Source organism: Microcoleus sp. B5-D4 (assembly GCF_036705145.1).
In the GTDB taxonomy this organism is placed as follows: Bacteria; Cyanobacteriota; Cyanobacteriia; order Cyanobacteriales; family Microcoleaceae; genus Microcoleus.
This window is the reverse complement of the sequence record NZ_JAUBTV010000009.1, coordinates 23,696-37,391: the sequence shown is the minus strand read 5'-3', so window position 1 is coordinate 37,391 and position 13,696 is coordinate 23,696. Positions and strand designations below refer to the sequence as shown.

At 41.7% G+C, this 13,696-nt stretch carries 8 protein-coding genes; 2 read left to right on the top strand and 6 right to left on the bottom strand.

From position 1 onward, the window contains the following. Positions 1 to 149 precede the first annotated feature (149 nt). Positions 150 to 1,943 carry a bifunctional 3'-5' exonuclease/DNA polymerase gene (locus QUB10_RS06395; RefSeq protein ID WP_333200550.1) on the top strand — a complete coding sequence of 598 codons (1,794 nt, stop codon included), beginning with the start codon at positions 150 to 152 and terminating at the stop codon, positions 1,941 to 1,943. Positions 1,944 to 2,256: 313 nt separating this feature from the next. Here the strand turns inward: QUB10_RS06395 and QUB10_RS06390 are convergent, their stop codons facing one another. Both QUB10_RS06390 and QUB10_RS06385 read right to left on the bottom strand, forming a co-directional pair. Further along, positions 2,257 to 2,457: a serine hydrolase gene (locus tag QUB10_RS06390; RefSeq protein ID WP_333200548.1), complete on the bottom strand. Its 201-nt coding sequence runs from the start codon at positions 2,455 to 2,457 to the stop codon at positions 2,257 to 2,259. Positions 2,458 to 2,464: 7 nt separating this feature from the next. Further along, positions 2,465 to 2,926 (bottom strand): serine hydrolase, encoded by a 462-nt coding sequence (locus tag QUB10_RS06385; RefSeq protein ID WP_333200546.1) that lies wholly within the window; start codon positions 2,924 to 2,926, stop codon positions 2,465 to 2,467. 226 nt (positions 2,927 to 3,152) lie between these two features. Between QUB10_RS06385 and QUB10_RS06380 the strand changes: the two genes are divergently transcribed. Continuing rightward, positions 3,153 to 3,752 (top strand): DUF1819 family protein, encoded by a 600-nt coding sequence (locus QUB10_RS06380; RefSeq protein WP_333200544.1) that lies wholly within the window; start codon positions 3,153 to 3,155, stop codon positions 3,750 to 3,752. Here the strand turns inward: QUB10_RS06380 and brxL are convergent. The 4 genes from brxL to pglX form a co-directional block, all read right to left on the bottom strand. Continuing rightward, the gene (gene brxL, locus QUB10_RS06375; RefSeq protein WP_333200542.1) at positions 3,745 to 5,763 is read right to left on the bottom strand and encodes a protease Lon-related BREX system protein BrxL; all 2,019 of its coding nucleotides are present in this window, start codon (positions 5,761 to 5,763) and stop codon (positions 3,745 to 3,747) included. The genes QUB10_RS06380 and brxL overlap by 8 nt on opposite strands. 101 nt (positions 5,764 to 5,864) lie before the next feature. After that, positions 5,865 to 7,439, bottom strand: coding sequence for a hypothetical protein (locus tag QUB10_RS06370; protein ID WP_333200540.1), 1,575 nt, complete (start codon positions 7,437 to 7,439; stop codon positions 5,865 to 5,867). 65 nt (positions 7,440 to 7,504) lie between these two features. Then, positions 7,505 to 10,054 carry a BREX-1 system phosphatase PglZ type A gene (gene pglZ / locus QUB10_RS06365; RefSeq protein WP_333200538.1) on the bottom strand — a complete coding sequence of 850 codons (2,550 nt, stop codon included), beginning with the start codon at positions 10,052 to 10,054 and terminating at the stop codon, positions 7,505 to 7,507. 12 nt (positions 10,055 to 10,066) lie between these two features. Beyond that, on the bottom strand, positions 10,067 to 13,654 hold the full coding sequence (gene pglX, locus QUB10_RS06360; RefSeq protein WP_333200536.1) for a BREX-1 system adenine-specific DNA-methyltransferase PglX: 3,588 nt from the start codon (positions 13,652 to 13,654) through the stop codon (positions 10,067 to 10,069). Between the last annotated feature and the right edge of the window lie 42 nt (positions 13,655 to 13,696).

Sequence of the window (13,696 nt, the reverse complement as noted above, 5' to 3'; positions counted from 1 at the left end):
CTTACCCTTCAACAAATCACTCTTACTTTGTCTCGAGATAAATATTAAGAATGTAACTTAGCGTTCTATACCGAATATCTGCCCCAATATCTCCGCTAGTTCTATCAATTTTACGACTAAAACTATTACCTTAAAACCCCTCTACTCCCATGAATAATTCCCCACCCTTCGCCAAAAATCCTATTGTGGAATACGAGCTGATTACAAACTTTTCCAGACTAAATGATGTCCTCTCGCCTTTAATAAAAGCTCGTGTTATAGCCATAGACACAGAAACCACCGGCCTAGATCCACTTACAGAACGCATCCGACTCATCCAAATAGCTGTTCCCCAACGCCCAGTGATAATTGTCGATCTAGCTGCTTTTGCCGATCGCGAATTATCGCCTTTAAAAGCACTTCTAAACAGCCGTGCGCTCAAAATATTTCAAAATGGTAAGTTCGACTGGCAGGTACTAGAAATAGCTGGACTTAGACCGTCTGGCCCATTTTTTGATGTCATGCTAGCGAGTCAGGTGTTGCGATCTGGACTCAAGAAAGACCACGATCTACAATCCCTCGCTCTTGAATTTTTAGGAATCAAACTTGACAAAAGCCTACAGTCGAGCAATTTCGGAGGTAAGTTATCAGCTTCTCAGTTAGAATACGCCGCTTTAGATGCTGCTGTCCTGCTGAAACTTAGAGCGCGACTCATCTCAAAACTTCAGAATGCTGGGTTACTAGAAACCGCCCAAATTGAATTTGAAGCGATGCCTGCTGTAGCCCAAATGGAACTAAATGGAATGTTACTGGATGCAAAACACTGGCATTTGGTGGGCGAGGAACTGGAAGCTCAAAAGCAGACTACGCTGGTGGAATTAGTGAAAGCCGGTCTTAAACCAGCCCCTAGCGCACAACTTTCGCTATTTCCAGAGATGGTGGAAACCATAAACCCCCGTTCGTCTGTACAAGTTTTAAGTGCTCTTCAGGCTCTCAACATTCCAATTAAGTCAACAAGTAAGAGCGAACTTATTCCTCTAGCTCGTCAATACCCGATTATCCAGTTGCTACTGAATTATCGGAAATTAGCATCTTTGTGTTCCAACTTTGCTGAGGCATTGCCCAAACACATTCACCCGATAACGGGGAGAATTCACCCCAGCTATCGGCAATGCGGCGCTCGTTCTGGACGCTTTAGTTGCAAGAAGCCAAACTTGCAAAACGTTCCCAGGAATTGTACGGCAAATGGGATGCGTGCGTGCTTCATTGCCGCTCCCGGATATCAAATTATTAAAGCAGATTACAGCCAAATCGAGCTAAGGATTGTCGCTGAAATATCTGGCGATCGCCGAATGCTGAATGCCTACGCTAAACGCGAAGATTTGCATACTTTAACGGCATCTTTGATTACAGGTAAGGCATTAGAGGAGGTAACGGCAGAGGATAGACGGATAGCTAAATCAGTTAATTTCGGATTAATTTATGGCATGGGTGCTGCCAAACTCCAAGCTTATGCTGAGGAAAAGTACGAGGTTTTTTTAACCTTGGACGAAGCTAAAGAGTTCAGAAAACGATTTTTCCAAGCTTATTCGGGAGTCAGAAGATGGCACGACAGCATCAGGAAAACGGTGTACGTCAAAGACATCAAGCAAATCCGTACAATTGGCGGACGCAGAAGACGGTGGGCAAAGAAACCCAGGCTTTCTGAGTTGCTAAATCACCCTGTTCAAGGAACTTCGGCTGATATGTTGAAAGTGGCGATCGCTCGTCTGTTTAAGCTCTTACCCAAGACTGGAGCGAAGTTGATTGGTGTGGTACATGACGAAATTTTGTTAGAGTGTCCAAAGGTAACTTTAAAAAGAACCACTCGCCTTCTAAAAAAAGTGATGGTGGAAGCTGGAACTCTATATTTACAGCAAGTTCCGGTTGAAGTGGAAGTAACTATTTCCTCCTCGTGGGCTTGAATTCAATTAGAAGTTTTACTCTATGTAATTTTATCCCTAATGGGTAAAAGTACATTAGGCGGCTTACTCCTTGTTATTACTTAGCGATCGCACTCTCAACTTTTCAAGTTTCTTTTTAGCCAACACAGAACTAATTGCATACCTAAATATACTTCCGGTTACATCAGATACCGTGTAGTGACAAATATTGACACTTTCAGGACTAAAGTCTCGCTCGCTTCCCGCATCCCGTATTATTTTTATGAATGGTTGCGCTCGCAATTGAGCGAAATTTTCAAACACTAAAGAAACGGTTCGCTATAACCTTTCATGTCTATTTGCTCCATTCGTCCCATGCTGCCTTCGCCACTTTTGCGATGACTTCCTCGCGTACCGCATTGTTTGCCCCAGAATCTGAAACAAAAACGGAGATCGCCAGATGTCGTCCATTCGGGAGCGTCACGAGTCCAACATCATTGGTTGCAGCCGTCACTCCATCAACGGTACGCGACGTACCAGTTTTGTGCGCTACCACTGTCCCATCAGGCAACAAATCCTTTAATGCGCTGTAGACCCGTAGGGGTCTGAGTCATCAACTTTCGCAATAACGCTTGACTAGATTCTGAAAGCCCTTGCCCTTCATGTAATGCCCGCAACAAGACGACGGCTGCATTAGGTGAAGCATAGTTGCGGTACTGCACGGCTTTATCTTGACCAATTTCCTTTTCCGTATTGGCTACAACAATGCCATTTACACCGAGGTCACGCAAATACTGAGTGACCACCTCCGATCCACCAACTAGCTTCAACAGCACCTCACAAGCTGTCCCATCACTTTCAAATACCATGTATTTCAGCAGTTCAGCTAGGCTCAGTTCCACCCCTTGCGGATTCTCGTCTCGAATCGGACTGTGCTGAAGGTCTGAGACAAAATCGCTTGCTTCAACACGAACTTGCTGATCTAGTTTCAACTTTCCTCGATCGACCTGAGCCAGTACAGTCATTCCGATGGGAAACTTGTAACGATGTCGATGTTGTTGGAGTTGGAGGTGGCGCTCAAAGGGGTACGGAAAGGGGATTTGATGTTGACAGGGATTTTGGCGATCGCTAGAGTTTTTGATTGAGTACCTGTTACTGTTGGCCCAATGGAAAATTTTCCATTGGATTTCTCCATCTATTCAATCCCAGGAATTCGGCGCAAACATTTCAGAGTTACTAAAGCCTCAACTTATGACTTCTACTTCTTACGTAGCTCGCACAAATAATGCCTTTATCCTCACCGAAACAGTAAAAGTGGCTCAACTGATATACCAAGGAGCGACTTTCGATGAAATTCGGCAACAAGTAATTGAAGAGGACTTATTTCAATTGCGATCTCTCACTTCACGCCGTCGGGCATTGAACACGGTCTTCCACCGCCTGCAAAAAGTAGACCTTAGTTACATTAAATTGCTAGCCACAGGTATTACTGATATTCGTCGCCTGACCAATCTGTTTTTAATTTTGCGCTCTGACCTTCTTCTAAGAGAACTGATTGATGAAGTATTGTTAGATAAACTCAAGCGCCTTGTTTACACGGTTAATCCTGCTGACTTGCGAACCTTTTTCGAGACTAAGCGGGAGCAAAGTCCAACCATCGCAAAGTGGTCGGATTCAACTTACCAGAAAACTGCAAGCAATACGGTGCTGGTACTTGTGAGTGCAGGGTTATTGCAAGCCATCAAACCACCAGGGAATTATGAAATTAGACCTATTCCTATTCCAGGGGCGTTACGTCAGCAACTCTTGCTTGATGGAGAAGAACTTTACCTGCGTTTGATGCTCAACTAACGCCCAGTGCTTTGAATGTTGCATCTACAGGATCGGTGTAAAAAGATGTTTGGAACTTGACAAACAGTTCAGGCGGTACGGTAGGCAGGTCAGCCGCACTGGTCATTGGTAGTAAAACGCGCTTGGCACCTGCATCGAATGCTACTTGGAGACTACCTGCCAGATTACTAACTGGGGTAATAGTACCACCCAAGGTCATCTCTCCAAAAATCGCTAGTTGGGACTGTACGCTCCGTCCTAATGATGCCGAACATAAGGAGATAAACAAAGCCAGTCCGCACTCTTGGGGAAGTCCAGCCCCTTGCAAATCTAATAACTGAAGTAAGAAATCTACGTTTTCTGGATGAATAGTGCCGCTAACTCGGTGGACATTGGCTTTGAAGAAATTTAAGGCAATATTCATCCGGTCTTTCATACGGCTGCTACTGGCTACTCCGGTGCGAACTAGCTTCCCGTTTCCTGGTACTGTTTGTAACTCTAGTTTGAATGTGCCAATCATCTCACTATCGCCTGTGCTGACAAAGTGCAAATGACCAGGGGCAAGGGCATCTTCACCTATTAAACTTACACCCCCTTGTTCTGGTACAGAGACAAAGTGTTCTTCTAGAGTTTCCAAATCAATGTAGCTAAAGTGGACATCATAGAATTCCATCCCGCCAATTTTCTTTAGTTGCTCTTTGATGCGACGGCGGACTCGCAGTGCATATACCAGTGCTTCGCGCACATCTTCTTTACTAAATGAGCCATCAGGGAATAGTAACTTTAACAGTCCTGATACTGTTTTGCGGACACCCTGTACATCTCGTTGCTTAAGGTTATCTCCCAGACGAAAATAGCGATCGATCCCATCTCCAAAACTACGTTTCCGCATTTCCCGCAGCCATTCGGCTAGGTAATCCACAATAAAGCCATACTGTTTAGTAAAGTTGTGCGGACTAAATTTAGGAATTTCCCAACCTGGAATATAAGCATGAAAGCGATCGAAAAATGCTGTATCAATCATCGCTTCGGGAAAGGGGGCTAGCAGGTGGGAAGTTTTAACCAAGGACTCTACACTTTGATTAATATTGCCCACAAATACCATTGAAGCGTTGGCAGAAATTTCTGCTTTACCCCGTGCAAACGATCCAGATGCCATATAATCTTTCATGATCTGCACGCCGTCGTTGTCGTGGAAGCTGATTCCGGCGACTTCATCAAACGCTACTACGTCAAATAAGCCTACTAGCCCTACTCGGCGAGATGCCATGTTGTAAAACAAGTTGGCAACGGTAGTCTTACCACCTGAAACTAATATTGAGTTGGGCGAAACTTCTTTATAAATGTGGGATTTGCCTGTAGAACGTGGGCCTAATTCGCAACAATTATAGTTGTTTTCGCATAATGGCACCATCCGTGCTAGCAAATGCCATTTCACATCTTCAGTGAATGTAGTTGGTTCTAGTCCTACAGAGCGAATTAGCAGATCGATCCATTCATTTTTGCTGAAAGCTGGGCGACCTGCAAACAGTTCATCCATATCCACATTTGGCATCTGGATGGGTTTGAGGCTGCCGACAATGAAGGGGCTTGGATCTGCTCCAGCTTCATATTCTAGTTGTAAGATACACCAAATACCCCCGCCTAAAAGCTTTTCATTACGTTTGACAATATCCGGGTCAATTACTACCCCTCTGATTGCCAAGTTCGCTAATTCTCCTTGGTATATATCAGCTTTCTCGTTTAATTTGACTGTTACGCGATCTATAATGGTAAATCTGCTTAATTCCCGAATTTTAGATTTAACTTTTTCTGCTTCATCAGGACGCACGTAATTTTCGGCAAGGATACGTTTAACGCTTTGAATACCTTCTTCAATAGTGGTTTCGTCATCAGTGGCGCAGTACATTCCTAGTAAATATTCCAGCACATAAACTGGAACGTTAGCACCTTCCTTGATTCGCTGAGTAAGGTCTTTACGAACTACTTTGCCAGGGTAAACTTGGTTTATTTGTTGGTCTAGATCATCCATAATTAATTGTAACTGTATTTCTGTCAGTGGTTAAATTTTTGACTCGAATCACCGCCTAGATTCCCAAAAAATATATTTCTGGATAGCTTTATCATTGTTTCTTATTTTTGCTGCTTTTTGAACACTATTAAACTATCTATAGCTATTTTTTTCTTTTCCCCATCATTTTTTTTCGTTTTTTCATCGTTTTCTTTCGTTTTCTCCTCATTATTTATATCCTGGTTATAGAATAAAAATTCATAATCTTTGTTTAAAAAAATACCATCTATTCGTTTATAACTTTTAACTGTTGTACTTGCCTCTTGAACTTGAAAAGCTATGAATTTTTGTTCCGAGATAATGTCTTCTAAATCTCCAATTCGGTTTGTTTTTAGTCTGTTTTTAGCTTGTTCAACCAATTCTTCAAATTCAAAATTATTAAAACTAAAATCACTACTTCCTTGAAATTGAGCAAATAATTTACCTACACCGATGTGGAAATCAGGCTTATAATAAAAATCTTTTATACGTTGATAAATTTTAAAACATAAATCGGCTTCCAGCTTGGGAAATTCAACACTTTCATAATCACATATGAAAGTATTTAGTAAATTTGTATCATTCAAGACTCGGAAAATTTTGTTACGCCAGTTATTAACAGCCACTAAATTACTAGAATCAAATTCAATCACTTCTTCTTTAAATTTTCTGTCAACAAAATCCTGCAATATCGTATAATATTCTTTTATTTGTTCTGGGCTACTAAGTTCTTGAATAAGATGTTGAAATATTTCCTTAGTTAAATTAACTTCATTTTCAATCAACTGACTAATTTCATTTGGTACCCACTGTCCCAAAAGGGTATCAATACTATAAGTTCCCCAAAAATCTCCTGGGATGGGCTTTGGGCAAGTATTAAATATGGATTTAAGATTTATTGGATCTCTGGTTATAGTTTTGATTTGCTTCAACGTAAAGTCCTCTATTTTTTTCCGAGTTTCTTCATTATTTGCAAGTCCATACAATCTTTCTTTCTCTTTAGCCGATAAATTCAAGCGGAATTTTAAATCTAATGAAGGATGCCATGTATGGTAAAAATTTCCTTGTGCAAGAAATTGGGACGCTGATTGAAACTTTTGCTGTTCAGCTTCTTGTTGAGGAGAAAGCGCACATTCATTCTTTAATTTGAGAAATAATTTAACAAACTCATCAAGAGAATGTGGGTCGTAAACTATTTGCCCAATCTCAACATTATGAGTGAGTCCTGACTTGGTGAAATTTCCAGAAGTTACAAGAGCAAAACCCTTATAATCATCACTTTTTAAAACTGGCTTTGAAGAAATTAATGCGTAAGATTTAGCATGGAAAAGCTTACTATGACAAGCTATAGGTGTCAAAGAAATTTTTCTAATTCCCAAGCAGCCTAATTTCTGGTATACAATATTGATAAAATTACTAATAGTAATAGGTTGTTTAAGCCATTCATCAGCATCAACAAGTAAATGAACTTCTGACAAAGTATCGTCTAATATTTTTTTTATATCACCAATCAAATTTATCATTACATCAGGATTAAAATAGCAAGTAATAGCATATAATACCCACTCTTTTTCGTCTATACTTGATGCTTGTTTAACTTGTTTTTTGATAAAATTTAATAGAGAATCTGAATCTGGATCGTTGAATAAGATAGGCATAAAAAGTGATTGTTTAAATTTTAGGCTAATGGATTTAATTTTTATTGAAAATTTTTATCAAAGTATTAAAAATCCCCAAAATCATTGGTAATCCCCAAATTTACTGTCCAAGTTTCTCGCAAAATTTCGCTCTCATCATCGGTATCCTTCACAATTAAGTAAGCAGTTGTTGGTGGATTGGTTGTTGTTACGGTCAAACGAATGCTAAATTCACGATCGCTAGGACTAACACTACTACTACTTAACTCTGCTCCCGGCACGTCTGTAATTGGTGCTAAACTCTCAGGGTCATAAAGGGCAACAGTTACCTGACGCGATCGCCATCTCCCTTCTACAGCTTCAGTTTGTACTAAACTCAAATTAAAGCGGTTATTGGTCACTCTTCGCGCCCTGGCGTTGACTTGCACTCCCACTTTGCGTGCTGGCCCTTCATCGCCCTTAACAGCGCGTTGGTGATGGTAGGTAATCACGGGAACGCAGATTTCTTGTAAACTAGCACCACCGTGTACATATTGGGAACCTGCACCTTGGACAGCAAAGCGCAAACTACCGCGAGGAACGATTGCGATCGCTTCCCCAGTATAAGGTAAGCTAAAGGCTTTAGTCCCGGAATCAGCGTCTAAATTTTGTCCCAAAACGTAGCGACGACTTGTTTCTAGCACTCCTTCCCCCCGTGGCAAAGGGCGTTTATCAGCTTCAGCAATCGGACGGCGCTGGTATAAAAACCCATGATCGGAGGTAATTAATACATTAGTCCCGTTGAGAGAATTACAAATCTTTTTCACCAGTCGCACCAGTTCGTTAATAGCTTGGGAACAAGCTGCAAATACCTGACGTTCGCTAGCAGCTTTATCACCAATGGCATCGATGGTGTTGTGGTAAATATAGACAAGGTGGTAGGCGGAAATCGCTGTGCGTCCTTCTTCACTACTCATTGTCAAAAGTTCCTGGGCACTCAGTATAGTTGGTTCAACACGGCTGTTTTGGTCTAATACTTTCTGACGTGCTGGTGTCCCTTGGGTACTTAGTCCGTCTCGAAGTACATCATTATTTCCAGGCAGTAACTCCAGCTTCCTCCCAGGTAGTAGCGCCGCCATCCCTAACTTGGTGACGCTGGGTAAAACGCCAAACAGAGGTTCAATAGTGGTTTTTCCCCGAAGTTCTTTTTGAATGGTTTCTTTGAGTTCGCTAGCGACTTCGTACCGGAGGGCATCGGAGATAATCACAAAAGCTTTTTCGCGCTCTTTTCCGCTAATAATTGGTTGTACGTGCTGTCCGAAGAAGCGGGTTTGACTGGGAGTATCTGTTAATTGCCAACTGTTTTCTAGGGAATCTGACCAGGCTTCCCCCAATTCATCTAAATACCATTGGGTGTAAAGGTTTTCTATATCCTCGATTAATCCTTTGAGGATATCGCCTCTGGCTGCATCGCTGGCAACAATAAACTGGCGGTAAGTTTGGTCAAAACGGTACAGTTGTTTGGCATAAGCTTGAAATAGTTGGGGTGCAGGCATCCGAAAGCCTTCGGGATATTGGCGCTTTAATTCTAAAAGTTCAATGGCTGCATCCAAGGCGCAATAAAGAGGTTGGTATTCGGAGAACCAAAACAAAGTGCGTCGGGCTTGTAACCAGTTTGGCCAAGGGGTGAGGTCAGGGGTGGGGGAACGTAAGGCTTTGACGCAGCCGCGAATGATGGCTTGGTCTACTACTTCAAAAGTAGCGGCTTCATAGAGGACTTCTGGAGATAAATTCTGGATAGCATCAAGGATGTTTAATTCCTCTGCAATTTGTTGGCTTAATTCTTTCCATCCTGGTGAGTCTTGTTGGTCGCGCATCCACTGGTCGATGAAGGCGTAAGCCCGTTGTCCGGGGGTAATAACTTGTGCTTTAAAATCAGTGGGAATTGACCCGTGTAAGGACTTTTCAAAATGAGTGATGAGTAGCTGTACGAACAGTTTTCGCAAGCTGGGGGTGGTGTCGGCAAAACCAGTATGTTCCTGCACAACTCGCCAGAAGTCATGGGGGTAAACAAAACGGTCAATGTCTTTCCACAGCAGATTATCTGATTCCAATAATCCTTTTAGCAAGACTTGGCGAATCAGTGCGCCTGCATCGGGGACTTTTAACCCAGCTAGTACCGATAGCATTGCCAGAATTAACCCCCGTTCGTCGGTATCTGGGGGTAAGCCCATATTTTGCAAGGCTTCCGTGCGTTTGCGGCTGTTGAAGAATTTGAGGCGATCGCGAATTGTCATTTCCAGGCTACGCTGTTTGAAGCCTAAGTCTGCGTAGATGAGGGCAGCAGGGTCAGCCGAAAAGGTTAAGCCGGACAGTTGGATGTCGAGTAACCAGTTATCCTGGTGTGGGGGTTCTGGAAAAGGTGCATACAGTAAAAAGGGTTGTTCTGGTTGTTCGATTAATAGGTGATGTTTGACGGTAAAGGGAGTATCGCCAAGTTGTAATTTTTTGATACCATCTGGCTGTAATTCATTGAAAGCATCTGTAAATTGCCCATCTGGATCATACCAAAACACTACTCGTCGTCCTGGGTGTGACCAACGGTTATCATCTTGAAATAAAGTTAGTATGCTACTTTGAATGCGGGTAGTGTTCATCTTAGGGAGTCGTTAACCGTCAACTTTTAACAATTCTAATTTCCATTGAGCAGCTTTTTGCAAATCTGCCATTTTCAGATCGGAACCTTCATAAACTAAACCCTTAAACTGAGTATAGTTATAAGCAACTCCATCATCTAAATCAAGTTTAATTCTGGCATCTGCCATTGTTTGTAATTTGGCTTGATAGTCACGTAATTCTAACTGTTGGGTTTGCAACTCTTGTAAGCGTTTAGTAGCAGCTTTTTTGGCAACGCTATTGGTTGCATTATTAAATTGTTGTTGAGTGCGGGAAGTTTCGCCATCGAGTTTGACTTGCTGTTCTAAAACATAGTCAGTGCGGAGTCGGGCGAGGGTGTCTTCTCTGTAGCGGTGCAAGTAAACTAAGGCGTTAAAGGCGCGATTTTTGCCACTGGTGAATAGCCAGTAAATCGGGCGTTTTTTATAGGTTTGGATATGGTCAGAAATGAATTCGGTTAGGAAGTAGCGGCGAATTCTATCACGGGAGGTTTCGCCACTTCTTCGGTTTAAGGTATCGGCTATAAAATCAAGGTTTTCGGTGAGGGTTTCTGGTGAGTAAGCGACGCGGATAAATTCGACAAAGCGGTTGACAATATCATCATCAAAATAAGCTTGATCTGTGATAGGAATAATGGCATCAATATCGGCAGGAAAAATGCTGTGTTGTGTCGGGTCAAAGGGTTGTCCGGCGTGAATTAATCCGGGTTTATCGAGGGAATAGCGCCCCATCATGCAACCAACGGCGTAGGAGATGAGGGAACGAATATCGCGGTTGTGGTCGGCGCGACGGATGGTGATTTGGTTGTCGGGTACTTCAGGGGTGAGTTCGTCTTGTAAACCGTATGCTTCTATCCAGTATTTGTTATTTTCTTCTTCGAGTTGTTTAAGTTGTTGAAAGGCGTTTTCGCTGTCGTTTTGCCAGTTTTTAAAGGCTTCTGATAGTTTGGGGGTGTTATATCTTAATAAGGGATGGGTTTGGAAGTCCCAGGAGGTTTCAAAGTTGTCCCAGTCTTGACGAGAAATTGCGATCGCTTGTTTTGATAAAAAACTTATATGTTGTTCAAATTGTTCTGCTAGTCCACTTAAGAGGGGCAATGAAGCAATGTGACCAACTTCAAAGTTTAGCGTAGGACTAATTATTTTAATTAACTTGGAAACTAGATGAGAACATAAAAATCCAGCTATAAAATCAAGTTTTTTTTCATTTAAAAAAACAGAAGATCCTCCTGTACCAAAAATAAATCCATTTTCATATTTTCTGGCTGCGAAATGCGAAGAAGTTACACTTGACCATGATACTGAGGCTTTGAAAATATAATCTAGGTTAAAATTATGTGCTCTAATTCTACCTGATTCATGTTTTGTTGTTTGTAACAAGTATCCATCATTTTCCCAATTGACAATAAATTCATTATTGCCATACCATTTCCTGTAATCTCCACCTTTAGTGAAAGGAAACCATTGTTTTTGGGAATTTTTTGCCTGACCTCTATTGGAATAATGAAAGCCTATTTTATCAAAAAAAACTTCATGCCAACTCCTCATGAATTGATTATTGTCACCTGTTGCCATCCCAATTCTAGTTTCTACTATAGAAGCTAATGGAACACTGATTTCAAAAATTTGTCTAACTGTAGAACTCACCCAATAAGCGATCGCACTCCCCGGTATCTTACCAAAATCAGCCTGATTTACTCCTAGATAACGATATTCATCCTTAAAAAATGCTTCTTGTTTCCATGCCACACTATAATTATCTACTAATCTTATAAAAATTGATTTACTTTCTCGTCCCGATGGTTTAGGTTTACTTAAAATAAAAGCAGTAGATTGAACAACTTTACTATTAAGTTCTGGAAAAACGCCTATTCCCAGGTGTAACATACTTTGAATCGTAAAATTTGCAATAATATATTTTCTTAGTTCTTCATAACTACTTAAAAACATCCAACTATGCTGATTAATATTAGCCATTAAACCTTCTGGCAAAGTTATCGACAAAGATTTTTTCATAAAAGGTGCAAATAAATCACCTTTACAAGAAGGATAATGTTTACTGATAAAAGTTTTCAAAGTATCATTAAATGAACCACCCCCCATATAAGGCGGATTTGCCACCACCACCCAATACTGCTTCCTCAACAATTCCGCCTGTAAAACCAACCCCCGCAACGCTGGAACAAACCCTTTAAACACTGAATAACTCGCCTCTAACGCCTCTAATTGCTCCCTTAACTTTTCCCCATCAAACACAGGCGGAACAATCAAACTCCCCAAATTATCCGCATCCTTAAACGCCTCAATCAACCCTTGCCAATCTTTAACATTCAACTCAGAAGCAGGCGGTAAACTTTGGCTATTCGTCCCACGCACCGCCGTAAGATTTAACGACAAAGACTTCCTAAAAATCCGCGAATTAATCGCCCGCGCCTTCATCAAAACCGCAAAACTCGCCAACTGTACCGCCCGTTCATCGATATCCAACCCATACAAATTATGCGTCAAAATTAACTCAGGAATATCCCTTTCTAAATACCCTTGTTCTCGGTAAATCAAAAACAGCAAAGTAAAAGCATAAACCAAAATATGACCACTCCCACAAGCAGGGTCACAAACCGTTAAATCTTCCGGTTGTAATGGTTTAAAACTTTCCTTTTCCCCCTCTTGGTGCGGATTTTCCAAATAATAAGGCATATAATCCCGCAACTTCGACTCAGGATGAGACTCCAACCACAACCGCCCCAAACTATTTTCCACCATGTAACGGACAATCCAATGAGGCGTAAAAAGTTGCGTCGCGGCGGGAATATCCTGCGCCTTCACCTTAGACTTTGCCCCAATCACTTCATCCTTCTTTTCCGAAATATAAAACTGATACAACCAACCGATAATTTCCACATCCTGTTGGTCTTCCTCATCCGGTCGTTTCGCCCGCAAATCTTCCTCACTAATATCATTCACCAACCGCCGCAAAATCGAATCTTGATTTAACAAATTACCCGGTATAAATAAGGCAATATAATTCTTGCGGCGGTCAAACAAAAAAGGCAAACTATCGGCCAAAGCCTCACACTGACACAACAACAAGCGCCGATACAGAAACTCATCGGAATTAGGTTCCCGACTCGCCAAACTGCGCCACTGATTTAAAACATCTAAATTTAATCCCGGTAACTTTTCTAATTCGGCAATTTCACTAGCTTCCCGTAGAATATCCGGGTCAACAAACATCGCTTCACTACTACTTAAAACCCGCCCAATATAACCGTTCACTTCCATGTAGCGCAAAGCAATTAAACGGTTAAACCAAGTATAAGCAATTTCATCAATTAACGTTTCTACGGCTTCCGCCAATTTCCCTTTCTGCATCAACTCTTTCAAATGTTGACGCAATAATTCATACTGCTTCGCCTCCCGCGCATCCAAAGTTTGTCCCGCAACTAATAACCCCCCAGAAACCGTTATTGGTTCCACCAATTGTTTAGCACTAATCCCATATAAAGCAGCCCGCGCCGTAACTTGTTCCCGGAGGTGACGACGCGCCCAAATAGCAAAAATTTTGATAGAGTTGCGGTTCATTTTCAGTAAAGAGACTAACAGTCCAAATTGAATGTATCTATT

Coding starts and splice junctions, on each gene's coding strand:
- pglZ (WP_333200538.1), bottom strand. CDS start 10,054: ATGAACACTACCCGCATTCAAAGTAGCATACTAACTTTATTTCAAGAT.
- QUB10_RS06370 (WP_333200540.1), bottom strand. CDS start 7,439: ATGCCTATCTTATTCAACGATCCAGATTCAGATTCTCTATTAAATTTT.
- brxL (WP_333200542.1), bottom strand. CDS start 5,763: ATGGATGATCTAGACCAACAAATAAACCAAGTTTACCCTGGCAAAGTA.
- QUB10_RS06385 (WP_333200546.1), bottom strand. CDS start 2,926: ATGACTGTACTGGCTCAGGTCGATCGAGGAAAGTTGAAACTAGATCAG.
- pglX (WP_333200536.1), bottom strand. CDS start 13,654: ATGAACCGCAACTCTATCAAAATTTTTGCTATTTGGGCGCGTCGTCAC.
- QUB10_RS06380 (WP_333200544.1), top strand. CDS start 3,153: ATGACTTCTACTTCTTACGTAGCTCGCACAAATAATGCCTTTATCCTC.
- QUB10_RS06395 (WP_333200550.1), top strand. CDS start 150: ATGAATAATTCCCCACCCTTCGCCAAAAATCCTATTGTGGAATACGAG.